The sequence below is a fragment of the Kangiella sp. TOML190 genome, assembly GCF_023706045.1.
Classification (GTDB): Bacteria; Pseudomonadota; Gammaproteobacteria; order Enterobacterales; family Kangiellaceae; genus Kangiella.
Genome location: NZ_BQYL01000001.1, coordinates 1,754,445 through 1,777,500 on the forward strand (window position 1 = coordinate 1,754,445; position 23,056 = coordinate 1,777,500).

The following is a 23,056-nucleotide window of genomic DNA, read 5'->3' on the forward strand; positions in this document are numbered from 1 at the left end:
CAGGTAAGGAGTAACCTATGCGTAAGTGGATTTCATTTCCGCACAAAGAAGGCACCATTTCGCGCCAAGCGCATGCCGATCTGCCTGAAGAGGGGATTTATGAGCGTGAAGCAGGCCGCAGTGGCTTTTTTGGGCCAACCGCGCATTTTCACCATAAGCGCGCGCCAACCGCTTGGGAAAAGTGGGAAGGGCCGTTAAGGCCGCGTGCTTTTGATTTGAATGATTTACAGAAAAACGCCAATTCACCTTGGATGGCGCAAGATTTATTGTTCAACGCCCACTGCAAATTCCGAATTTGGGATTGCAATGAAGCGATGCCTGAACTGGCGCGCAATGGCGATGGCGACGAATTGTTGTTTATCCATAAAGGTAAGGGCGATTTGTTCTGCGATTATGGGCATATGGAAATTCGTGATGGCGATTATGTGGTCATTCCGCGCGGTACCATGTGGCGCTTGGAGCCTAACGAGCCAATGACCATGCTGCTTATCGAGGCTACCAATGATAGTTATCAATTGCCAGATAAAGGTTTGGTGGGGCCGCAAGCCATTTTTGATCCTGCGATGTTGGATGTGCCAGAAATAAACGAAAAGTTTAAGGCGCAACAAGACGAGACTCCTTGGACAGTGGAAATTAAGCGCCGTGGCCAGATCTCGAAAGTACACTTTAACTATTCGCCGCTGGATGCGATTGGTTGGCACGGTGATTTATCGGTGGTTCGGATCAATTGGCGCGATATTCGTCCGTTAATGTCACACCGTTATCATTTGCCACCGTCGGCGCACACCACTTTTGTTGCCAGTCGTTTTGTGATTTGTACTTTCGTGCCGCGTCCGATTGAGTCGGATCCAGGTGCCTTGAAAGTCCCTTTTTATCATAACAATGATGATTTTGATGAAGTGCTTTTTTACCATGCGGGTGATTTTTTCAGCCGTGATAATATCGACGCGGGCATGGTGACTTTCCATCCGTCAGGCTTTACCCATGGGCCGCATCCAAAAGCCTTTAAGGCTGGTTTGGAGTACGCCAAAAAAGAAACCGACGAAGTGGCGGTGATGCTCGATACGCGTGATGCGTTAGAAGTTTCTGATGCCATGAGTGGGGTGGAAAATCCCGAATATGCTGATAGCTGGAAAGCGTCAGAATAAACAAATCGGGGACAAGCCTTAGGTCTGCCCCCTTTAAGTAAAAATAGGAATTATAATGAAATTAGCAACTCTAAAAGATGGTAGCCGTGATGGCCGTTTGGTGGTGGTGAGCCGCGATTTGACAAAAGCGGTGAAGCCGTACCATGTGAAAACTTTGCAGGCCGCTTTAGACGATTGGGATACTTTCAAGCCTGACTTGGAAGAGTTATATGGTCGCTTGAATGCTGGCGAAGTTGAAGAGAGCTTTGATTTTGATCAAGCCGCTTGCGAATCTCCTTTACCAAGAGCTTACCAATGGGCCGATGGTTCAGCTTATGTGAACCACGTTGAGTTAGTGCGAAAAGCGCGTAATGCGGAGATGCCAGAGAGTTTTTGGCACGATCCGTTAATGTATCAAGGCGGCAGTGATGCTTTTATTGGGCCGCGTGACAATATTCAAATGGCTTCCGAGGAATACGGTATTGATATGGAAGCGGAAGTGGCGGTGATCACAGGCGACGTACCTATGGGTGCGACTCCGGAGATGGCGGAGAAAGAAATTCGCTTGTTGATGACGGTGAATGATGTTTCTTTGCGTAATTTGATACCTGGTGAATTAGCCAAAGGTTTTGGTTTCTTCCAATCAAAGCCTTCTTCTGCTTTCTCGCCAGTGGCCGTAACGCCGGATGAGTTAGGTGATAAATGGGACGGTAAACGAGTTTACTTGCCATTAGTTACTTACCTTAATGACGATTTGTTGGGTAACCCTGACTGTGGTGTGGACATGGTGTTTGATTTTCCAACACTCGTGGCTCATGCGGCCAAAACTCGTCCATTAAGAGCGGGCGCTATTGTTGGTTCAGGTACTATTTCTAATAAAGACGAGTCGACTGGCTCTTCTTGCTTAGCCGAAGTGCGGATGTTGGAGATCATTGCAGACGGCGCGCCGACAACCCCATTTATGCGTTTTGGTGACTCAGTCAGTATCGAAATGCTTGATGATAGTGGCAATTCGATTTTCGGTAAAATTCACCAAACCGTCGAAAAATACGACCTGTAAATAGATTCCAACAAAGGTATTCAAGTTAGATGCTAAAACTTTATAGTTACTGGCGATCCACCGCAGCTTATCGGGTGCGAATTGCTCTAAATTTAAAGCGCTTATCCTACCAAACCATTCCAGTGCATCTGGTTAAAGATGGTGGCGAGCAGCATAAACTTGAATACCGAGCAAAAAATCCGCAAGGGCTAGTGCCCTTGTTGGAGCATAATGGTCAATTCTTAAGCCAGTCGATGGCGATTTGTGAGTATTTGGATGAGACCTTTGAGGGGCCTGATTTACTGCCTGCTGAACCTTTTGTCAAAGCGCAAGTCAGAAGTGTGTGCCAAGCAATAGGTTGCGACATTCACCCCGTGAATAATTTGCGTATTTTGAAGTATTTGCAAGGCGAACTGAGTGTTTCTGATGAAGCTAAAGGCGCTTGGTATCATCACTGGATTCAGCAAGGATTCAGCGCACTGGAGCAACAATTAAGCCAGTTCAACGCCACCGATGGCGAGGTTGCTAGTTTTGCCTTTGGTCAAGAGCCAACATTGGCGGATGCATTTATCGTGGCGCAAATGTACAATGCGCGCAGATTTGACGTGGATTTAACGCCTTATCCGCGCTTGGTTGCCATTGAGCAACACTGTTTAACATTAGATGCGTTCAAAGACGCACAACCCGAATCACAACCGGATGCCGTATAACAGCATCTTTAAGAGACTGATAATGAAAACCAGATTATTTATAAAAACATTGATCGCTAGCGCAGTGACTTTTGGCCTGGGTTTTGCCATGGCTGCCCCTTATGAAATTATCGATTTAGGCAAAGTAGAAGGTGGAACTAATAGTTTTGCTTATGGCATCAATAACGCTGGTGAAGTCGTTGGTTATGGTAATGGTCCGTTAAGCGAAGATGAAAACGGAAACTTGGTTAGAGAGTTTAATAGCCATGCGCTGTTTTTTTTAGACTCTGGCGTATTGGATTTGCTAGCACTTGAAGGCGGTATTGCTAGTGTTGCTCTGTCAATAAATGACGGTGGCGTTATTGTTGGTTATTCCGATGAAGTGAGAACAGAAACCACTGATGAAGGTAATGAAATCGAAATTCGTGAAAATTTTGCCACCATTTTTAATGGTAGTGGTATCACAAAAATCCCAGGGTTAGATGAATTAACGGGTGCGAAAGCTTTCGATATTAATAACAGTGGGATTGTTGTTGGTAACGCCTTTGTTGATTTAGATGATGATGATACTACGCCTAATGTTAATAGGGGGTTTGTAGTTAACAGTAGCAACGGTGAAGGCTTAGTCGTACTTCCTTCTTTAAGGGAGGATCCTGATGGCGGTCAGACTCATCCTTTAAGTATAAATGATAATGGTGATATTGTCGGTTGGACTCAATATGATGAAGACAGTGATTCGGCAGGCATTCGCGGCTTTTTAACTAATGTTAGTGATCCCGCGCAATTAGAAGAGCTACCAAATATTGGTACCTTGGTTACCATTGCGTCTGATATTAACAATAATGGAGTTATTGTAGGCTACGCCCGTAGAAGATCCAACTCTACCAGAACCGTTGCCTTCAAATATGATCCCGCAACAGATAATGAGTTAAAGCAACTACCTTACTTTGACTCGGACTACGACAATGCGACGGCAAATGCTATAAATGATAATGAGCAGATAGTGGGACAAGCGTTGGTATCAGTTCCTACAGCGGGTCTAAATACCGGCTTTTTGTACGAAGATGGTCAGTTAAAAGATCTAAATGATCTTATTCCATGTGATTCAGGTTGGCGTATCGATAGTGCAACCAACATAAACAATAATGGCGAAATCATTGGTTATGGGTTACGTGAAGATGTGATTGATGGTGAAACCATGTTTGAAGTTAGAGCATTTAAACTAGAACCTACTGGTGATGCTGTAGAAGTATGCGAGACGCCTGACGAAGACGATAGCGATGGTGGCGGTAGCTTTAGTTGGTTTGGACTTTCGTTATTAGCATTGTTTGGGTTACGAAGAAAAAGAAATCAGCAATAATAAAAAAAGCGGTTTAAGCCGCTTTTTTTATATCCGAGTTTAAAAGTTACATATTGGGATAATTGGGTCCACCAGCGCCTTCGGGTACTACCCAAGTGATGTTCTGCGACGGATCTTTAATATCACAAGTTTTACAATGCACACAGTTTTGCGCGTTGATGACAAAGCTTGGATTTTCGCCATTATCATCGCGTACGACTTCATACACTCCAGCAGGGCAGTAGCGTTGGGCCGGTTCGGCATACTTTTCTAGATTTACCTCAATGGGTATGGTTTGATCCGCTAACTTAAGATGAACCGGTTGATCTTCTTCATGGTTAGTGTTGGAGATAAATACCGAAGACAACTTGTCAAAAGACAACTTGCCATCAGGCTTAGGGTAATTAATTTGCTTGCTATCTTTTGCTAGCGCTAATTGTGCATGATCCGGTTGTGGATCGCTCAAGGTCCAAGGTAGCTTACCGTTAAAGATATTTAAGTCGATAAAGACATAAGCCGAACCTAAAATATTACCCCATTTATGTTGTGCAGGACCGAAATTACGCTGGGTATGCAATTCTTTCCAAGCCCAAGAGTCCTTATAATTTTTCGCAAATTCAACAAGGTCGTCGTTAGCTTTTTCGGCCTTGATAGCACTAACTACCGTTTCGGCGGCAATCATGCCTGACTTCATGGCGGTATGTGAGCCTTTAATCTTGGCAAAGTTCAAAGTACCTGCATCATCACCGATCAACAAGCCGCCAGGGAATGACATTTTGGGTTGTGATTGCAAACCACCTTTGGTGATAGCGCGAGCACCGTAAGAAATGCGCTCGCCGCCTTCAAGGAATTGCTTGATGCTGGTTTGGTGTTTGTAACGCTGAAACTCATCAAATGGGCTGACGTGGGGATTAGAATAAGATAAATCGGTAATTAAGCCCACAACCACTTGGTTATCTTCAATATGGTACAAGAAGCCGCCGCCCGCTGAGCCAGACTCCGACAAAGGCCAGCCAGCGCTGTGGACCACTAGACCTTCTTGGTGTTGCTCGGCTGGGACTTTCCACAGCTCTTTGATGCCAATGCCGTAATGCTGCGGTTCTTTACCCTTATCCAGTTCAAACTTAGCGATTAATTCTTTACCTAGGTGACCGCGACAGCCTTCGGCAAATAGGGTGTATTTTGCGTGCAACTCCATGCCGGGCATGTAACCGTCTTTTTGCTCGCCATCGCGACTAATGCCCATATCGCCGGTGGCAATGCCTTTTACTGCCCCATCGTCGTTATACAATACCTCTGCCGCGGCAAAGCCAGGGAAAATCTCTACGCCTAAACTTTCGGCTTGCTCGGCTAGCCAACGACACAAATTGCCCAGACTAATGATGTAATTACCATCGTTGTGCATAGTTTTCGGAGCAAAAAAATTCGGGACCTTGATGCCTTTGTCTTGGCTACGGAATAGATGAATTTGATCGCCAGTAACTTTGGTGTTCAGTGGCGCGCCTTTATCGATCCAATCTGGGATTAGTTCGTTCAATGCTGTGGGTTCAAATACCGCGCCAGATAGAATGTGCGCACCCACTTCTGAGCCTTTTTCGACCACACACACCATCAAGTCTTGGCCTGTTTCTTCGGCTAATTGACGTAAGCGAATGGCGGCGGATAAACCCGCAGGGCCTGCGCCAACAATTACCACGTCAAACTCCATAAATTCGCGTTCCACGAAATCACCTCTTAATGCTAATCAATAATAGTTTTTTATAAGTGCCTGATTGAGCGTTAAATGCGCTTAAAAAGGGCAAAATTTCGGTTAAAAAACGGCCTTAACTATTGACCTTAAGGCTCGAAAAGGTCACCATTGCGACCTATTTTACTAAAGATAGTCGGCTAGGTCGTCTATTTTGCCAAGAATTATACATTGATAGGGTTTTTATGAAAATTCTAGTTGCGATCAAACGTGTAATTGATGCGAATGTAAAAGTTCGCGTTAATGCTGATAACACTGGCGTTGAGACAGCCAATGTCAAAATGTCGATGAATCCCTTTTGCGAAATTGCAGTTGAAGAGGCGGTGCGTCTAAAAGAGCAGGGCGTAGCTTCGGAAATCGTTGCGGTTTCAATTGGCCCGCAGCAAGCCCAAGAGACGTTGCGTACGGCGTTGGCGCTTGGTGCTGACAAGGCCATTTTGGTTAAATCTGATGACGATTTAGAGTCTTTGGCTGTTGCGAAAGTGTTGAAGAATATTGTGGAAAAAGAAGAACCACAAATAGTCTTACTGGGCAAACAGTCGATTGATAGCGACAACAACCAAACCGGTCAAATGTTGGGTGCCTTATTAGGTTGGGGCCAAGGAACTTTTGCTTCGCAAGTCAAAGTTGAAGATGGCAAAGCGACAGTGACCCGTGAAATTGATGGCGGTTTGCAGACGGTGGCATTAGGTTTGCCAGCTATCGTGACCACGGATTTACGTTTGAACGAGCCGCGCTTTGCCTCTTTGCCAAACATTATGAAAGCCAAACGTAAGCCCTTAGACGAAATAGCGATTGCCGATTTAGGCCTTGACGTAGCACCGCGCACTGAGACTTTGCAAGTATCCAATCCGCCAGCGCGTAAAGAGGGCATCAAGGTGGAAACGGTTGCTGAATTGGTGGATAAATTGAAAAACGAAGCGAAGGTGATCTAAATGACGACTTTAGTAATTGCAGAACACAATAACGAGCAGGCTCAAGCTTCGACTTTTAATACCATTGCCGCAGCTAGCCAATTGTCTGGCGATACGGTGGTTTTGGTTGCTGGGCATGACTGCCAAGCGGTGGCCGATCAATTAGCGCAAGCCGAAGGCGTGAATAAAGTCTTAGTGGCTGATGCTGAGCATTATGCGCATTTGTTGGCCGAAGACGTGGAAAAATTGGTGTTGTCGATGGCGGAGGATTATAGCCATATTTTAGCGCCAGCCTCGACCTTTGGTAAAAACTGTATGCCTCGAGTAGCGGCCTTGTTGGATGTTCAGCAAATTTCTGACATTACCAAAATTGATTCTGATGATACTTTCGAGCGTCCCGTGTATGCGGGTAACGCTATTGCCACGGTTAAATCAAACGATAGCAAGAAAGTGATTACGGTGCGTTCTACCGGTTTTGATGCCTTGGCTTATGACGGTGGCTCTGCGGCTGTTAAATCGATTTCATCAGTGGATCATGTTGGAACTTCAAACTATGTTGGCGAAGAACTAACGGTTTCTGAGCGTCCTGAGTTGACCTCTGCTCGCGTGATTGTTTCTGGTGGTCGTGGTATGGGTTCGGGTGAGAACTTTGCCATGTTAGAAACCTTAGCCGATAAACTCGGTGCAGCGGTTGGTGCTTCGCGTGCTGCGGTCGATGCTGGTTTTGTTCCGAATGATTACCAAGTAGGCCAAACCGGTAAAATTGTTGCTCCAGAGTTATATATTGCGGTGGGTATTTCAGGTGCTATCCAACATTTAGCGGGTATGAAAGACTCAAAAGTGATTGTGGCGATTAACAAAGATGAAGAAGCGCCCATTTTCCAAGTGGCTGACTATGGCTTGGTAGCTGATTTATTTAAAGTGATTCCAGAGCTAAACGAAGCGCTTTAAATGTGTATGTAAGATCTTAAAAGCCGAGCAGTTGCTCGGCTTTTTTTATGGTTATTTAAATGGTTATCGAGTTTGGCTTATTGTATTTCAAAGCAAGGCTTGTAGTCTTTTTGCTCAAGCTTCATGCGCCCTTGATCGATAAAGCTTCTTAGCAGGGCGTCCATAGATTGCATCACTTCTTTATCGCCAAAGAGCTGATAGGGTCCATGCTTTTTGACTTCTTCAATACCTTGCTCTTTGATATTGCCCGCAACAATTCCAGAAAAAGCTTTGCGTAAATTCGCTGCTAACAAATGGTTTGGCTGATCGAGCTTTAAGTCAAGTTGGCTCATGTTTGCATGGGTTGGGATAAACTCTTCTTGGAAATCCCAATCGATTTCCAGTTGCCAATTGTAGTGGTAAGCGTCTTGTTTTAATTTGCGGTATTGACGTACTTCATCAATCCCTTGTTGTGTAGCTTTAGCAACCGCTATCGGATCATCGATAATAATTTGATACTTCGCTTGGGCTTCTTGGCCTAGCGTTTTGCCAATGAAGTTATCAATTTGCTCAAAATAGGCTTTAGCTTCAATTGGTCCTGTAAAAATCAAAGGAAAGGGAATGTCCTTATTTTTTGGATTCAGTAAAATACCCAAAATATATAGAATTTCTTCGGCGGTTCCGGCGCCACCAGGAAAAACCACAAAGCCATGACCAAGCCGTACAAAAGCCTCCAAGCGCTTTTCAATGTCCGGCATGATAATCAACTCATTGACGATAGGATTTGGCGACTCAGCAGCGATAATGCCAGGTTCGGTGATCCCGACATAACGACCATCACAAACCCGTTGCTTGGAATGACCGACTAAAGCGCCTTTCATCGGGCCTTTCATGGCACCAATGCCGCAACCGGTGATGATGCTCAAATTGCGCAATCCTAAGCGATAACCGACGTCTTTAGTGTATTTGTATTCATGATGCGGGATCGAGTGACCGCCCCAACAGACCACCATATTGGGATCCGCGCCAATTCTGAAGGCTTCTGCGTTGCGTAGGATATGAAAAATTGCGTTGCTGATCCCATTTTTAGTTTTAAAATCGATGCGCGAGTTAAACTCCAACTCTTGCTTTAAAAATACGATATCTCGTAAAACACTAAATACTTGTTGGTGTAAGCCTTGGATCATCTTGCCATCCACAAATGCGGATTCAGGTGCATTGTAGATTTTTAGCTTTAAACCTTTGTTAAGCTGAATAATTTCGATATCGAAGCTATTCAATTGTTGATGGACGTGATAAATATCATCGGTGGCTTCGCCGCTATTGAGTACCGCCAAGATACACTTTTTTAACAATAAATATTGTTCACCATTGGTATCTTTGCTGAGCTGTTTAATTTCGTCGTTGGTAAGGAGTTCTAAACCGGACTGGGCGGTGATCTCGGTGACAGGAATGGTTTGTATCATGCAAGGTTAATTTTTATGGTGTCACCACAGTTTACCACCATGCATGCCAGAACCCCAGCCCTCAAGATTTAAGTTTTTTGACATTTTTGTGCTAAAGCATGTGATTGCTTCACGATACGCGCTCTACCCGATTTGCTCACTACAATAGCACGACTGAGATCGGAATAATTATCATGACATAGATATAAGGTGCCATTTTGATGTTTGCTGTAACCGCGGCTATTAAAGGCGAGATAGGCTTTGCGCTGAAAACTTGACCAGTTAACGTTATGATAATTGGCCTTAAGTTGATGTTGAGCCAGAATCTTGTTGTGCTGTGTATCTTTAGTCATGACCACCACAGTTTGCCATTGTCTTTGGCAGTCTTGCTCAGAATTGATGCTACAAAAATAAGTGTCTCTGTTGTGACTAATGGCACTATTTCGGGCTTGCGATATTAGGCTTAATAGTCGCATGGTATCGGCTGACACTTTGTTTTTTTCTAGCAGTTTGCCGATAAAACCCAATGAAAATAGGGTGCTAATACTAAATATACTGACAGTGACCATTAGTTCGATAAGGGTAAATCCTTTGCTATTAGCGGTTATTTGATACATCTTAAAATCCTTCTGCTTGCTATCCTTTGCCACTAGCCCAAGCGATTGTTTTTGTATAGCTTGAGCAAGGCTTAGGAATTAGTATCTAGCAAGGAGAGTCCAAGCGGTATCAGCTGCGGCTAAAAATAGCATCAGTAATGTCTCAAACGGTTGTCAGAAATGGATTATTTGATGTCGAGTTTCTGGATTTTATAGCGAATAGTTCGGAAGCTCACACCCAGTAATTTGGCTGCTTCGGTGCGGTTCCAGCGGGTTTTTTCAAGCGCTTTTAGGATTTCTTGACGTTCAATTGCGGCAATGTATTCATCTAGGCTCATATCGCCACGCAAAGTGATTTCATCAGGGTTGGCCGAAGGCTCATCTATCATAACGGGATTGGAGCTGGTATCGAGTTGGAAGCTATTAACGGTTTTGTTATCGCTGGCGGCGGCCTTTCTTATTAAATTTTCGAGCTCACGATAATTGTAGGGAAATTTGTAGCTGAGTAATTCTTTTTTGGCCTGCGGGCTGATTTGGTGATCCGGACTTAATTTACTGGAATAGATGTCGATTAGCAGATCGATATCTTCACTACGCTGTTCCAAATTTGGTATTTTTGCGTTTAGGATGTTTAGGCGGAAATACAGATCTTCCCGTAAACTGAGGTTTGCTACGTATTTTTCCAGAGGCAGTTCGGTGCAAATGATAATTCGCGCATCAATAACCGTCATTTCTTGAGTGTTTTCATCCTCAAAAGTTTTGCTTTCAATCACTTGTAGCAATTTGCGCTGGGTATTTTTATTGAGCTGGTGAATATTGCTAATAATAAGGCTGCTGTTATTGGCTTGTTCAAGCAAAGATTCGCGATCGGCGGTGTCGTCAAATAGCAGCGACTCAATCGTTTCGGCATCTTGTGTACTACAATCTAGGCTGATAGCTTTAAACTCAGAGCGAGAGCTGCGACTATGGATCAAGTTGGCGATTTTTTCTTTTTCCGTACCTTTGGCTCCTTGCACTACCACGGGCGCGTTGGATTGATCAACGCGATCCAGCTGCGCGTGCAGTTCTTTGATGGAGTCACTTTTACCATTTAATAGCTCGATAGAATGGTATTTTTCTTTAGGCTCTTGTTCTTTGTTGTAATTAAACGCATTTTTAATTAACTGGCGTAATTGAACTAACTCGATCGGTTTTGCCAGAAAATCAAACGCGCCTAACTTCATGGCTTCCACCGCGGTATCGGTGTTGCCAAAGGCTGTAATGACGGCAATTGGCATATGTGAGATGGTGGTATGGCAATGTTTAACAATATCCAAGCCATTTCCATCAGGAAGCTTCATGTCGGTAATGCAAAAGTGGTATTCGTTAGTCTGCAATTTACTCATAGCTTCAGCCACATCTTTAGCATTATCTACTTCGATGTTGAGTTGAATAAGACTCATGGTTAGAAGGTGACGAATGTCGGCTTCGTCATCAATCACTAAAACTTTAGGTTCGTTAACAGGTAATTTCATCAGGGTCTATTATCAAAAATAATCCTAAAACAAGCACCGCCAAAAGCTACGGGAATACATTCGAGCTGGGCGCCATTGGCTTCACATAATTCGCGCGAAATGTAGAGTCCCAAACCGGTACCATCATGGTTAGTAGTATAGAAGGGTTCAAAGATTTTTTCTGATTCTTCGACAGAAATGCCAACTCCTTCATCAATAATATCTAAAAATTGTTGTTTGGTTATCTTGTCTTGTGTCGCGGTAATATGCAAACGATATCGTTTGGTATTGATAAAACTGTATTTTAAACCATTTTCAAACAGATTGGACAAAACCTGTTTGAGTTGGCTTTGGTCGAATCGGATGCTTAAGTTTTCATCAATATTCTCACACAAAATTTCAGCATCGAAGTTTAAACCTTGTTTGAATTCATGGATAAAACTGGGTAGAAAACGTTCCAATACCAACTCGTTGCGGCTAGGCATTTTACGTTTAGAGACCATTTGCACATTTTCGATAATGTTATTGATGCGCTTAGATTGACGCTGAATGATTTGTAATAAATCTTTTTCTTGCTGGGTGTTCGATTCAAACTCTTCGAACATCTGGCTGGCTTGGTTAATGGCGCTTAGCGGGTTGCGAATCTCATGCGCGATGCTGGCGGTTAGTTGCCCTAGGGATGCCAGCTTTGCTTGCTGAATGCGCTTAGAAATTTCAGAGTAATCTTCCAAAATGATCAAGGTTCTATCCTTATTGGCAAGCTTTTGAAAGCGCGGTAAAATTCTAGGGCCATTATTATTAGCTTTAAATAACTGCCCTTCGAACTCATCTTTGTTGCTGGCTTTTATTTGCTGAGTTAACTCTGGCGCGAAACTGCCTAACTCCTGTGATAAGGCGTTAGCCGGGTTGCCGAAATAATACCAAGCAATTTTATTCATATATAAAGTATGCTGTTCGCTATCAATAACAATAAAACCACGGTTCATGGTGTTGATAATATCGCGGTTTAGTTGATGCATATCTTGAATGGAGTGGCTATGCTCCATCACCTCTGATTCATAGTTGGTTAAACGACGAGCCAGTGAGTTAGCCAAAAGCGATACGGTCAAAATGGCAAAAGCTTGTAGTGATAAATCCAGATAGGCGCTATCGCTAATTTCATTAGCCCTTAGCCAGTGGACTAAAAAGAGCAATAAAGCTGCACCTACGCCATAGAGAAGTGCTAACCGGTGTCGTAATAATAATAGAGCAAAGATCGACACAATCGCCATTAATACCGCGTAGCCAGAGGTATTGGAATGGCCTAAATAAGCGAGCAGCCCTAGGATGCCAATATCCACCAATGGCTGGACCACTGACATGAGCTGGAAGCGCTGTTCACTCAAGGCAATAAACAGCAGTAACGAAGCTAAGATCAGGTAACTGATGGCTACGGATTGAAACAGTTGGAAGTTGTGGTAATCGGATTTGTCGCCAATGATAAAGGGGCTTGCTACAAAGAATAGGGCGATCACCAGCCGCACTAGGCTGTAGTAGCGCAGAAACTGCCAGCCCAGCTCAATCTTTTTGTTATTATCCGTCACGAGTACCGCTCTTGATATCCATCAATTTCCCCTTTGGCAATTAGATTAATCAGATAGTTAGCGCTTTTCAAGGGAAACTCACATAACTCATTGAAAAAAATTAAAAATGTTGGAAAATAGTAACAAATGGTTTGGGAATTCTCTTGATGCGAATAGCAATAGCTCAGAATAATTATATCGTCGGTGACATCCAGCACAATTTGGAACTGATTAAGGCTTCGTTAGCCAAGGCCGAAAAAGCCGGTGCCGAGCTATTGGTGCTGTCAGAGCTGTCCTTGAGCGCTTATCCACCTGAGGACTTATTGCTACGCTCGGATCTGTATTGGTTAATCGATAGCGCCCTTGAAGAGTTGCGCCAATTGAACTCGAAGGTTGCCTTAGTGGTTGGCCATCCGGAAAAAGTCGGCGATAAACTCTTTAATAGCGCCAGCCTGATCCATAAAGGGCAGCTGCTTGCTTGTTACCGCAAACAATTGTTACCCAATTATTCGGTCTTTGATGAGAAGCGTTACTTTACCCCAGGCGATAAGGACTGTGTGGTGACCATTAATGGGGTCAAGGTAGGGATTCTGATTTGCGAAGACTTGTGGTTTCCGGAGCCAAGTGCTGCTTGCAAGGCTGCTGGAGCAGAAATTATCGTCAGTCCCAATGCTTCGCCTTATTATTTTGGTAAAGGCCATCGCCGTGAAGAGGAGATTGGCGCTCGAGCAGGTGAAAATCAGGTACCCATTCTGTACGTTAATCAAATTGGTGGTCAAGATGAATTGTTATTCGATGGCGCTTCCATCGCGTACGATGCTAATGGCGATACCATTTTTGTGGCCAATGAATTTGAAGAAGACTTTGTGCTGTTTGAATTCGATAATATCCATAATACTTTAGTTACCGAGAGAAGCACTTCGGTGCAGTTGCACGATGAAGCAGAAATTTGGCAAGCATTGGTATTAGGCACTCGCGACTATATCCATAAAAATGGTATGACAGGCGCGCTTTTGGGCTTATCCGGCGGTATCGACTCGGCGGTGACCTTAGCCATAGCAGTGGATGCACTGGGCGCAGAAAACGTCAACGCGGTGATGATGCCTTTTAAATATACCGCCAGTATGAGTATCGAAGATGCCACTGCCGAAGCGCAAGCTTTAGGGATTGAGTTTGATATTATTTCGATTGAGCCTATGTATAACGCTTTTATGGCTCAGCTCGAAGATAAATTTAAAGGTACTAAGCCTAACGTGACCGAACAGAATATTCAGGCGCGGGCGCGCGGCGTTTTATTAATGGCGTTGTCCAACAAGTTTGGCCGAATCGTCTTGACGACAGGCAATAAGTCGGAAGTCGCGGTGGGCTATTGTACCTTGTATGGCGATATGTGCGGTGGTTTTAATCCACTTAAAGACGTTCCAAAAACGCTGGTTTATAAACTGGCAGAGTACCGTAATACCATTTCGCCGGTGATCCCTGAGCGGGTTATCACTCGTGCGCCTTCGGCTGAATTAGCTCCCGATCAAAAAGATGAAGATAATTTGCCGCCTTATGAGATCCTCGATCCAATTTTAGAAGCTTATGTAGAGCAGGATAAAAGTATTGCCGAAATAGTCGCTTTAGGGTTTGATGAGGCGGTGGTGCGGCGTGTGATATGGTTGGTGGATATTAACGAACATAAAAGACGCCAGTCGGCTCCAGGGGTTAGAATCAGTTCCAGAGCCTTTGGCCGTGATCGCCGTTACCCGATAACCTCAGGTTATGGTCGTCAGTTTAAATAACGCAGTTTAGGAAAATGTATTTGGGGATTTGAACGTGAAAAAAATAGAAGCCATTATTAAGCCATTTAAGCTGGATGATATTCGCGAAGCTTTAACAGAGATTGGGGTTAACGGTATGACGGTTACCGAAGTGAAAGGCTTTGGTCGACAAAAAGGCCATACCGAACTGTATCGCGGCGCTGAATATATGGTGGATTTTCTGCCCAAAGCCAAACTGGAAATTGTCGTTAGCGATGAGCTAGTTGAACGCTGCGTCGAAACCATCGTCGAAGTCGCCAGAACCGGAAAAATTGGCGACGGTAAAATTTTCGTAAGCTCGATTGAACGAGTGGTGCGTATTCGTACAGGGGAAGAGGGCGAAGAAGCGGTTTAGGTAATGAAAAATATTTGCATTGATTAATGGTTTTGCCACCAGTCTCTATGCTACAGAGGTAAAAAAGGCGCTTAACTAAGCGCCTTTTTTATGGTTCATTTAAAACTCAGCTAAGTCGTAATCAGGATAATTCAACAATAGAACCCGGCGATATTGCTCCGCCAATTCTGGAATATCCAATAATTTATAAGAATTCACCAAAATTTCTAAGGCTTGCGGCACTGAGGTGGATTTTGGATAGGCTTCGACGATGTATTTAGCGCGGTTGGCTGCGCCCACATAGCTGTCTCGATCCATATAAAAGCGCGCAATATGCAATTCGTGCTGTGCTAGCAGGTTCTTAATTTGAATCATGCGTTGGCGGGCATCGGGCGCATACTCACTTTCAGGATAAACTTGCACCAAAGATTTAAAGCTGTCGAAAGCGGCTTTTAGGTTGCTGGTATCGCGCTTGTGCATATCGGCACTTAATATATCCTTAAAAAAGCCTTTTTCTTGTTCGTAGTACATTACCCCTTTCATGTAGTAAACATAAGCTAGGCTTTTATGTTGCGGATGTTGACGAATAAAACGATCGGCTTGAAGTTGACCTTGCTCGAATCCACCTTTTTTAAAATAAGCGAAAATAAGGTCCAGTTTTACTTGCTCTGAAATTCGGCCAAAAGGATAGCGGGTATCAATTTCTTCGAGTAATTCAATGGCGCGGGTATAGTTGCCAGCATTCAAAGCGCTTTTAGCTTTAGTGGTCAATTCTTGAGCGGTTAACGACTCAACTTCCGTTTTTTCATCATCAGGTGTGGTCGAACAGCCGGCTAAGGTAAGGCTAAGCAGCGCGACGAAAATAAGTAGGTGTTTTTGCATATTGATTTTCTAGTTGATTAAGAGCCTGATACAATGTGCAACATTCTAACCGAGCAAACCGATCACGCCAATCCTTATTACAAGAATTTACAGTGGTATTGCCTAAAAATAATCAGTATGAGTACACAAACCGTAGAAATCAGACATACATTCGACGAAAAAGTTTACGGCCAACGGCTGGATTTTGCGCTGGCTCAGGAATTTACCGATTATTCGCGTGCGCGTATTCAAGATTGGATCAAGCAAGGCTTCGTTAAGCTCAATGGTCAACTAGTAACTAGTGCAAAACATAAACTGGCTGGTTTTGAGCTGGTCGAAGTTGATGCAACTATTAAAGTTGAAGGCGATTGGAAGCCGCAAGCCATTGCGCTAGATATTGCCTATGAAGATGATGACTTGTTGGTGATTAATAAGCCTGCTGGCTTGGTGGTACATCCCGGCGCTGGCAATCGTGACGGTACCTTGGTCAATGCTTTATTGCACCATGCCCCTGAGCTTGCCAACTTACCACGAGCGGGGATTATCCACCGTTTAGATAAGGAAACCACCGGATTATTGGTTGTTGCTAAAACTATCGCGGCCCATACGGAGCTGGTGGAGCAACTGCAAAATCGCGCTTTTACTCGCGAATACGATGCCGTAACCAATCGTGTTATGGTCTCCGGTAGTACCATTGATGCGCCTATTGGTCGCCATCCGAGCAAAAGAACTTCGATGGCGGTAACGCCCGATGGTAAGCGTGCTATTACCCATTATCGAGTAGTGGAAAAGTTTTTAGATCATAGTCACATTAAATTAAGACTAGAAACAGGCAGAACCCACCAAATTCGGGTGCATATGGCGCATTTAAAATTTCCGCTAATTGGCGATCCGCTTTACGGTGGTCGCTTTCGTACGCCTACTAAAATCACCCCCGAGCTACGAGAGACCATTGGTGGTTTCAGGCGCCAAGCATTGCATGCTAGTTTGCTGGGGTTAATGCATCCTGCTACTGGTGAATACATTGAATGGCGAGCACCATTGCCTAGCGACATGCAGCAACTATTGGTATCGTTGCGCAAGAATAAAGACTTTTTTGAGAATCAAGAATAACAAAAAAACATGTCGAATACTTTAGAGGTTATTAGCCCCAATTGGCCTGCGCCTAGCAAGATTAAAGCCTTTTCAACCTATCGCCAAGGCGGAGTGAGCGATAAGCCCTTTGATGGATTGAATTTGGCGCAGCATGTCAATGATGAGTCGCAATCGGTTGCCGCTAATCGTCAGTTGCTTGAGCAAAGGCTCGAGCACCCGCAGGCCCCCCATTGGCTCACTCAAACCCACTCCACAACAGTTGTTCAATACCAAGATTCAAATATTAATTGTGAGGCAGATGGTGTTTTTAGTCGTCAAGCGGGGCAGGCCTGCGTGGTGATGACTGCGGACTGTTTACCCGTATTATTGTGTTCCAAACAAGCTGATTTTGTTGCAGCAGTTCATGCCGGTTGGCGCGGTATGGCCGAGGGTATTTTGTTAAATGCGCTAAAGCTTTTTCAAGAACCACGTCAGTTAATGGCTTGGATTGGACCGGCGATTTCGCAACAGCACTTTGAGGTGGGCGCAGAAGTCAAAGCACTGTTTGGGCAAGCAAACCAAGATTTTGCAGCATTTTTTGAAGCGAGTAATCATGATAGGTTTTTAGCGGATTTGCCTGCCATCGCCCAGCTACAGTTAGAGCAGCAAGGGGTCGAAGTTTATCAAAGTGGTCTTTGCACCTATGCTAATCCTAAGCAATTTTTTTCCTATCGCCGTGATGGCGAAACCGGTCGCATGGCGAGCATGATTTGGATTGAAGATGAACATGGTTAATTTGGAGCTGGGTTTAGGTGCCATTATTGGCTTATGTTTTGGCCTTGCGCTGCTGATTGTGTTGCTACTGCTGAATCGTTTGGGAAAAAAATACAACCAAGTGGATTGGGGCGGGACTTTCTTTAATCGCATTGACGGTATTTTTCGTTATTATTGCCTCAACTTCCATAATCTGAAATTTAAAGGTTTAGACAGTACTGCCAATCGTTTTCACTTACCGAAAACTGGTGGCGCTCTGGTGATTTCCAATCACTTTTCGGGAATCGATCCGTTTTTACTCATTGCCGCATGCGACAGACCAATTCGCTTTATGATTGCCAAGGAGGAATATCAACGTTGGTATCTAAAATGGCTTTTTAAAGGCGCTGGCTGTATTCCGGTGGATCGAACCGGACGCGCTGATATTGCTTTTCGACAAGCTAAACGCGCTTTAGATAAAGGTGAGATTATCGCTTTATTTCCGCACGGTAAAATTCATTTGGATCATGAGCAACCGTATCGAGTGAAGCCAGGTATTAGAAAACTAGCGCAACTTTCTAAAGTTCCTATTTTTGTTGCTAGGCTAACTGGCGTGCGGGGCCAAGGAAGCGTTTTCACGCCTTTATTTTTGCGCTCTAACTGTGTCGTGACTCAACATCCAAATCTAGACCATGAGTATTTTGAACAAACAGATAGCTTGTTAAAACTCGGTGAGTTATTGTTGGGGCATCGAGAGTCACTTTAATCGAGTCTATAGCAGTTCTTGCCAGCTCTGGGTTTGCACAATTATTCACCAAGCCGCTCTTGAAATAATTCCCTTAAACCGCATCTTCTAATCATGTTAGTTCGCTAAGCTATTGGCCATTGTTTGCTGCTTGAAGCTTAGTGCATAGTATTTTTGCGGAGATCTATTTCGATGAGAATGGACAAATTAACCAGTAAATTTCAAAACGCTTTAGCCGATGCGCAATCTTTGGCTGTGGGCAAAGATCATCAATTTATAGAGCCAGAGCATTTGCTGTTAGCGATGCTCAATCAACAGGGCAACAGCATTGTTGGGATCTTAAATCAAATTGGAGTTCACCCAGCGCAATTGACACAAAGCTTAGAGCAAAAGTTATCGCAGATGCCGCAAGTTAGCGGTACCGCGGGTGAAGTGCATGTTTCACAATCGCTCGGGGCTTTATTAAACGTGTGCGATAAATTTGCGCAACAACGAAACGATCAATACATTTCGTCGGAGTTGTTTTTATTGGCGGCGATTGGCGATAAAAGCTTAGGTAAAACCCTAAAAGACAATGGCGTTACCGCACAAATGGTGGAAGAGGCTATTAGCCAAATTCGTGGTGGACAAAATGTTAACGATCCCAATGCCGAAGATAATCGTCAGGCTTTGGATAAATATACTATCGATTTAACCCAGCGAGCCGAAAACGGCAAGCTGGATCCCGTCATTGGTCGTGATGATGAGATCCGTCGCTGTATTCAGGTGTTGCAACGTCGCAGCAAAAACAATCCGGTGTTAATTGGTGCTCCTGGTGTGGGTAAAACCGCAATTATCGAAGGTTTAGCACAACGAATCGTTAATGGCGAAGTGCCAGAAGGTATTAAAAATAAACGGGTTTTATCTTTAGATATGGGCGCCTTGATTGCTGGTGCTAAATTTCGAGGCGAATTTGAAGAACGTTTAAAAGCTGTGCTTAAAGATTTGTCAAAACAAGAAGGGCAAATCATTTTATTTATTGATGAGTTGCATACTATGGTAGGTGCGGGTAAGGCAGAAGGCGCTATGGATGCGGGTAATATGCTTAAACCTGCTTTGGCGCGCGGCGAATTGCACTGTGTTGGCGCTACTACTTTAGATGAGTATCGCCAATATGTGGAAAAAGATGCAGCGCTTGAGCGTCGTTTCCAAAAAGTCTTGGTGGATGAGCCTACTACTGAAGATACCATCGCCATACTGCGTGGTCTTAAAGAACGATACGAAGTGCATCATGGGGTGGAAATTACCGATCCGGCGATTGTTGCCGCGACCAGTTTATCGCAGCGCTATATTACCGACCGTCAATTGCCGGATAAGGCGATTGATTTGATCGATGAGGCGGCTAGCCGTATCCGGATGGAAATTGACTCAAAGCCTGAAGTGATGGATAAGCTTGACAGACGTTTGATCCAGTTGAAAATTCAACGCGAAGCTCTAAAAAAGAAACCGACGATAGCTCTAAGCAGCGTTTATCGGATCTGGAAGCGACCATTGCTGAGTTGGAAAAGGAGTATGCTGAGCTCAATGAGATCTGGACGGCGGAAAAAGCTGCGGTGCATGGTACTCAAAATATTAAGGCTGAGCTTGATCAGGCGCGGACGGATCTTGAAGCTGCGCAACGCTCAGGCGATTTGACGAAAATGTCCGAGCTGCAATACGGCTTGATTCCAGAGCTTGAAGCCAAATTAGCTTCGGCTAGTGACGCTGAAGATGATGGGGCTGACATGCAGTTATTGCGAAATAAAGTCACCGATCAAGAGATTGCCGAAGTGGTGGCAAAATGGACCGGTATTCCTGTTTCAAAAATGCTGCAAGGAGAGAAAGACAAGCTGCTACAGATGGAGTCTTATTTACACCAAAGGGTGATTGGTCAAGATGAAGCGGTGGTGGCGGTTTCCAACGCGGTGCGCCGTTCACGAGCGGGCTTATCCGATCCGAATCGGCCCAATGGTTCATTTTTGTTTTTGGGGCCAACCGGAGTGGGTAAAACCGAGCTGTGTAAATCCTTGGCAGAATTCTTGTTCGATACAGAAGATGCCATGGTAAGGATCGACATGTCGGAGTTTATGGAAAAGCATGCAGTAGCGCGCTTAATCGGTGCGCCTCCAGGCTATGTGGGTTATGAAGAGGGCGGTTATTTGACCGAAGCGGTACGTCGTAAACCCTATTCGGTGGTGTTATTTGATGAAGTGGAAAAAGCCCATGCTGATGTATTTAACGTCTTGCTGCAGGTGTTAGAAGACGGTCGTTTAACTGATAGTCAGGGGCGAACCGTGGATTTTAGAAATACGGTAGTGGTCATGACTTCTAACTTAGGATCTGATCTGATTCAAAACTTTAATTCAGATAATGATACTGCTTCTGAAACGGATCTTAAATCGCAATTGATGGAAATGGTTGGCAGCTTCTTTCGCCCAGAGTTTATTAACCGGATTGATGAAACGGTTGTGTTCCACAGTTTAGGTAAGCAAGCGGTAAAACAAATTGCTCAGATCCAACTGGCTAACTTGAATAAGCGTCTGGCGGAGATGGACCTAGCCATTGAGTTTAGTCAAGAAGCGATGGATTATTTAGCGGATGTGGGATTCGATCCAGTGTTTGGCGCAAGACCTTTAAAAAGAGCCATCCAAGCCTATGTGGAAAATCCTTTAGCGCAAAAGCTGTTGCAGGGTGACTTCGCCAAAGGTGCCGTGATTAAGGTCGGTTTACAAGATCACAGTTTAGTCTTTACTAGCTAATGTAGCTTGTAATTAGCCAATAAAAAGCGAGCGGGCTTGTCAGCTCGCTCGCTTTATTTTAACTATCGCAAAAGCGCTCTATATTCTCTTTAACGGTGGTCAATCTTTCACTTCTTTCTTCGTCAGTTAAAAATCGCTCTTCGCCATTTTCAACTACTTTCACCTTATCGCCATTTTCAAGAGCGTTTAGATTGCTTTTAGATATTTCGCAATTTTTACGTCTAATTTCTTCTTTGGAAGAAAAGCCAGCCTGATTCGAGGATTCGTTGTTAGCTTTTGAGGCTGCTTGCTCAGGCTTCTTATATATTTCTTTTGCCAGCACATCTTTAGCGCTCCGATCGCGAATTATAGTATAAGCAATCCCAGAAGGTGGTTTCGATTGGGTATATTTGATCTGACCACTCGAATCTTTCCATTTATAAATAATCTCACCTGCCTGCGCCAAACCTGTAAATAAGCTCGACATCAAAGTCAGCGTTAAAATGGATAAAAAAATCGTAAACTTAGGCATAAAACTTCCTTTAATTAACATCATCAATGGCAATTCTAATTATTCAAGGCTTAATAATGCCTGAATAGCGTTGATGCTACAAGACTAAATCTTAGGGTTGTTTCGATGCTAAGTTATTGTTTCTATAGACTCTTCGTTGATCTTTAGCTGATTTTTATGAGCAAAGTCGAGAATTTCTTTAAATAGATTGGGGTGCTGCTGTTCTAGTTGATGATGGACAATGACTGATTTGATGCCTTCAATGACTGCCGGCCTTAACAGTGGAGAGTAGATCATACGACGGTTTCTGAAGCTGCATAAATTGCCACACATCCGTTCAGCCCAGTCGCTCGGACGAAACTTGTCGCCTGACTGGGTAATGCCTTGAATAATGTAGCGTTTATTGCCGTCAGTAGTCATTTCTCAAAAAGACTCTCTTAAAAGTGCGGCTATCTTGCCAGAAAAGATCCGAGTGTCAATAGCTCCTAATTTGGTTCTGAGCCTCAGCCTATCAAATTTGAAAATGCTTCTCTAGTAAAGATGGATTATGTTACCCTATTGAAATCAAAATCATAGCTTAAAAACTTAGAGCTTTTTATGAAAATGAAAAAACGCTTTAGTTCGCGTCGAGGGATCTATTTGCTACCCAATTTGCTCACAACCGCTGGTTTGTTTGCGGGTTTTTATGCGGTAGTAGCTTCTATGCAAGGCCGCTTTGAGTACGCCGCGATTGCAATTTTTATCGCCATGATAATGGATGGCCTTGATGGTCGTATGGCCAGAATGGCTAACGCACAAAGCGATTTTGGTGCTGAGTATGACTCTATGGCGGATATGGTCTCTTTCGGTATAGCACCGGCATTGGTGATCTATAACTGGGCACTTTCTGATTTAGGTAAATTTGGTTGGCTCGCAACCTTCGTCTATGTAGTGGCCGCTGCTTTGCGACTGGCTCGCTTCAATACCCAAGTCGAAACTGCCGACAAACGCTATTTCCAAGGATTGGCGAGTCCGTCCGCGGCGGCGATTCTAGCCGGTTTGGTTTGGTTGGGCGCTGAGTACCAGTGGCAGGCGGGGGCTTACGGAGTTTACATCGGTATTTTAACAATCGTTACCGGTCTATTAATGGTCAGTAACTTCCGTTATTCCAGTTTTAAAGAAGTTAAGTGGAAAGAAAAGGTTCCATTTATCGGTATGCTGGTGGTGGTTCTGCTGTTTATCCTTATTGCTTCGGAACCGCCCTTGGTGCTGTTTGTGGGTTTCGGGATCTACGCACTGTCGGGACCTTTAATGACCGTCTGGCGTATTAAAGACATTCGTGCCGAGCGCAAACAACGTC

General features: G+C 44.2%; 20 protein-coding genes and 1 pseudogene (1 of these 21 running past the window's edge). 13 read left to right on the plus strand and 8 right to left on the minus strand.

Features of this window, described 5'->3' with window-relative positions; translation table 11 throughout:
* Positions 1 to 17 precede the first annotated feature (17 nt).
* Genes NFS34_RS08410 through NFS34_RS08425 form a run of 4 tightly spaced genes read left to right on the plus strand, consistent with a single transcriptional unit; the run spans position 18 to position 4,215 of the window.
* Positions 18 to 1,148 carry a homogentisate 1,2-dioxygenase gene (locus NFS34_RS08410; RefSeq protein ID WP_251359560.1) on the plus strand — a complete coding sequence of 377 codons (1,131 nt, stop codon included), beginning with the start codon at positions 18 to 20 and terminating at the stop codon, positions 1,146 to 1,148.
* Positions 1,149 to 1,203: 55 nt separating this feature from the next.
* Positions 1,204 to 2,187: a fumarylacetoacetate hydrolase family protein gene (locus NFS34_RS08415; protein ID WP_251359562.1), complete on the plus strand. Its 984-nt coding sequence runs from the start codon at positions 1,204 to 1,206 to the stop codon at positions 2,185 to 2,187.
* Between the two features lie 29 nt (positions 2,188 to 2,216).
* Positions 2,217 to 2,876 carry a maleylacetoacetate isomerase gene (gene maiA / locus NFS34_RS08420; RefSeq protein WP_251359564.1) on the plus strand — a complete coding sequence of 220 codons (660 nt, stop codon included), beginning with the start codon at positions 2,217 to 2,219 and terminating at the stop codon, positions 2,874 to 2,876.
* A 22-nt stretch (positions 2,877 to 2,898) separates the two neighbouring features.
* Positions 2,899 to 4,215, plus strand: coding sequence for a DUF3466 family protein (locus NFS34_RS08425; protein ID WP_251359566.1), 1,317 nt, complete (start codon positions 2,899 to 2,901; stop codon positions 4,213 to 4,215).
* 46 nt (positions 4,216 to 4,261) lie between these two features.
* Here NFS34_RS08425 and NFS34_RS08430 read toward each other — a convergent pair whose 3' ends face one another.
* The gene (locus NFS34_RS08430; protein ID WP_376707938.1) at positions 4,262 to 5,917 is read right to left on the minus strand and encodes an electron transfer flavoprotein-ubiquinone oxidoreductase; all 1,656 of its coding nucleotides are present in this window, start codon (positions 5,915 to 5,917) and stop codon (positions 4,262 to 4,264) included.
* 209 nt (positions 5,918 to 6,126) lie between these two features.
* Between NFS34_RS08430 and NFS34_RS08435 the strand changes: the two genes are divergently transcribed.
* Entirely contained in the window at positions 6,127 to 6,876 is a 750-nt protein-coding gene (locus NFS34_RS08435) for an electron transfer flavoprotein subunit beta/FixA family protein (protein ID WP_251359568.1), read from the plus strand.
* Positions 6,877 to 7,806, plus strand: a complete 930-nt coding sequence (locus tag NFS34_RS08440; protein ID WP_251359570.1) for an electron transfer flavoprotein subunit alpha/FixB family protein — start codon at positions 6,877 to 6,879, stop codon at positions 7,804 to 7,806.
* 77 nt (positions 7,807 to 7,883) lie between these two features.
* On the opposite strand, the gene ppnN is transcribed toward NFS34_RS08440, so the two are convergent.
* The 4 genes from ppnN to NFS34_RS08460 form a co-directional block, all read right to left on the minus strand.
* Positions 7,884 to 9,251 carry a nucleotide 5'-monophosphate nucleosidase PpnN gene (gene ppnN / locus NFS34_RS08445; RefSeq protein ID WP_251359572.1) on the minus strand — a complete coding sequence of 456 codons (1,368 nt, stop codon included), beginning with the start codon at positions 9,249 to 9,251 and terminating at the stop codon, positions 7,884 to 7,886.
* 68 nt (positions 9,252 to 9,319) lie between these two features.
* Positions 9,320 to 9,847 carry a GspH/FimT family pseudopilin gene (locus NFS34_RS08450; RefSeq protein ID WP_251359574.1) on the minus strand — a complete coding sequence of 176 codons (528 nt, stop codon included), beginning with the start codon at positions 9,845 to 9,847 and terminating at the stop codon, positions 9,320 to 9,322.
* Positions 9,848 to 10,011: 164 nt separating this feature from the next.
* On the minus strand, positions 10,012 to 11,340 hold the full coding sequence (locus NFS34_RS08455; RefSeq protein ID WP_251359576.1) for a sigma-54 dependent transcriptional regulator: 1,329 nt from the start codon (positions 11,338 to 11,340) through the stop codon (positions 10,012 to 10,014).
* Positions 11,340 to 12,902 carry a nitrogen regulation protein NR(II) gene (locus tag NFS34_RS08460; protein ID WP_251359578.1) on the minus strand — a complete coding sequence of 521 codons (1,563 nt, stop codon included), beginning with the start codon at positions 12,900 to 12,902 and terminating at the stop codon, positions 11,340 to 11,342. The genes NFS34_RS08455 and NFS34_RS08460 overlap by 1 nt, the downstream gene beginning before the upstream one ends.
* A 146-nt stretch (positions 12,903 to 13,048) precedes the next feature.
* On the opposite strand from NFS34_RS08460, the gene NFS34_RS08465 reads away from it, so the two are divergent.
* Together NFS34_RS08465 and NFS34_RS08470 are read left to right on the plus strand one after the other, a co-directional pair.
* A complete protein-coding gene (locus NFS34_RS08465; RefSeq protein WP_251359580.1) occupies positions 13,049 to 14,665 on the plus strand; it encodes an NAD+ synthase in 1,617 nt (538 codons plus the stop codon).
* 34 nt (positions 14,666 to 14,699) lie between these two features.
* A complete protein-coding gene (locus NFS34_RS08470) occupies positions 14,700 to 15,038 on the plus strand; it encodes a P-II family nitrogen regulator (protein ID WP_251359582.1) in 339 nt (112 codons plus the stop codon).
* Between the two features lie 99 nt (positions 15,039 to 15,137).
* Here the strand turns inward: NFS34_RS08470 and NFS34_RS08475 are convergent, their stop codons facing one another.
* Complete coding sequence (locus NFS34_RS08475) at positions 15,138 to 15,899, minus strand: outer membrane protein assembly factor BamD (RefSeq protein ID WP_251359584.1); 762 nt, start codon at positions 15,897 to 15,899, stop codon at positions 15,138 to 15,140.
* A 117-nt stretch (positions 15,900 to 16,016) separates the two neighbouring features.
* Between NFS34_RS08475 and rluD the strand changes: the two genes are divergently transcribed.
* From rluD to clpB, 4 genes and pseudogenes are all read left to right on the plus strand, one after another.
* Complete coding sequence (gene rluD, locus NFS34_RS08480; RefSeq protein WP_376707976.1) at positions 16,017 to 16,991, plus strand: 23S rRNA pseudouridine(1911/1915/1917) synthase RluD; 975 nt, start codon at positions 16,017 to 16,019, stop codon at positions 16,989 to 16,991.
* A 9-nt stretch (positions 16,992 to 17,000) separates the two neighbouring features.
* On the plus strand, positions 17,001 to 17,747 hold the full coding sequence (pgeF, locus tag NFS34_RS08485) for a peptidoglycan editing factor PgeF (protein WP_251359588.1): 747 nt from the start codon (positions 17,001 to 17,003) through the stop codon (positions 17,745 to 17,747).
* Entirely contained in the window at positions 17,734 to 18,471 is a 738-nt protein-coding gene (locus tag NFS34_RS08490) for a lysophospholipid acyltransferase family protein (RefSeq protein ID WP_251359590.1), read from the plus strand. Before pgeF ends, NFS34_RS08490 begins: the two co-directional genes overlap by 14 nt.
* A gap of 177 nt (positions 18,472 to 18,648) precedes the next feature.
* A pseudogene (gene clpB / locus NFS34_RS11660) lies at positions 18,649 to 21,227 on the plus strand (ATP-dependent chaperone ClpB).
* A 58-nt stretch (positions 21,228 to 21,285) separates the two neighbouring features.
* Here the strand turns inward: clpB and NFS34_RS08500 are convergent.
* Together NFS34_RS08500 and NFS34_RS08505 are read right to left on the minus strand one after the other, a co-directional pair.
* Positions 21,286 to 21,762 (minus strand): DUF4124 domain-containing protein, encoded by a 477-nt coding sequence (locus tag NFS34_RS08500; RefSeq protein ID WP_251359592.1) that lies wholly within the window; start codon positions 21,760 to 21,762, stop codon positions 21,286 to 21,288.
* Between the two features lie 84 nt (positions 21,763 to 21,846).
* Positions 21,847 to 22,137, minus strand: a complete 291-nt coding sequence (locus NFS34_RS08505) for a DUF3579 domain-containing protein (RefSeq protein WP_251359594.1) — start codon at positions 22,135 to 22,137, stop codon at positions 21,847 to 21,849.
* A 177-nt stretch (positions 22,138 to 22,314) separates the two neighbouring features.
* Here NFS34_RS08505 and pssA point away from each other — a divergent pair, with 177 nt between their 5' ends.
* A protein-coding gene (gene pssA, locus NFS34_RS08510) for a CDP-diacylglycerol--serine O-phosphatidyltransferase (RefSeq protein ID WP_251359595.1) crosses the window boundary here: on the plus strand, positions 22,315 to 23,056 show its 5' portion. The gene runs 92 nt beyond the window's last position; 742 of the gene's 834 nt are visible here — the first part of the coding sequence; its start codon is at positions 22,315 to 22,317; its stop codon lies off the right edge, out of view.

Coding starts and splice junctions, on each gene's coding strand:
- NFS34_RS08490 (WP_251359590.1), top strand. CDS start 17,734: ATGAACATGGTTAATTTGGAGCTGGGTTTAGGTGCCATTATTGGCTTA.
- NFS34_RS08440 (WP_251359570.1), top strand. CDS start 6,877: ATGACGACTTTAGTAATTGCAGAACACAATAACGAGCAGGCTCAAGCT.
- NFS34_RS08505 (WP_251359594.1), bottom strand. CDS start 22,137: ATGACTACTGACGGCAATAAACGCTACATTATTCAAGGCATTACCCAG.
- NFS34_RS08465 (WP_251359580.1), top strand. CDS start 13,049: ATGCGAATAGCAATAGCTCAGAATAATTATATCGTCGGTGACATCCAG.
- NFS34_RS08475 (WP_251359584.1), bottom strand. CDS start 15,899: ATGCAAAAACACCTACTTATTTTCGTCGCGCTGCTTAGCCTTACCTTA.
- NFS34_RS08455 (WP_251359576.1), bottom strand. CDS start 11,340: ATGAAATTACCTGTTAACGAACCTAAAGTTTTAGTGATTGATGACGAA.
- NFS34_RS08450 (WP_251359574.1), bottom strand. CDS start 9,847: ATGTATCAAATAACCGCTAATAGCAAAGGATTTACCCTTATCGAACTA.
- NFS34_RS08425 (WP_251359566.1), top strand. CDS start 2,899: ATGAAAACCAGATTATTTATAAAAACATTGATCGCTAGCGCAGTGACT.
- rluD (WP_376707976.1), top strand. CDS start 16,017: ATGAGTACACAAACCGTAGAAATCAGACATACATTCGACGAAAAAGTT.
- NFS34_RS08435 (WP_251359568.1), top strand. CDS start 6,127: ATGAAAATTCTAGTTGCGATCAAACGTGTAATTGATGCGAATGTAAAA.
- maiA (WP_251359564.1), top strand. CDS start 2,217: ATGCTAAAACTTTATAGTTACTGGCGATCCACCGCAGCTTATCGGGTG.
- NFS34_RS08415 (WP_251359562.1), top strand. CDS start 1,204: ATGAAATTAGCAACTCTAAAAGATGGTAGCCGTGATGGCCGTTTGGTG.
- NFS34_RS08410 (WP_251359560.1), top strand. CDS start 18: ATGCGTAAGTGGATTTCATTTCCGCACAAAGAAGGCACCATTTCGCGC.
- pgeF (WP_251359588.1), top strand. CDS start 17,001: ATGTCGAATACTTTAGAGGTTATTAGCCCCAATTGGCCTGCGCCTAGC.
- ppnN (WP_251359572.1), bottom strand. CDS start 9,251: ATGATACAAACCATTCCTGTCACCGAGATCACCGCCCAGTCCGGTTTA.
- NFS34_RS08500 (WP_251359592.1), bottom strand. CDS start 21,762: ATGATGTTAATTAAAGGAAGTTTTATGCCTAAGTTTACGATTTTTTTA.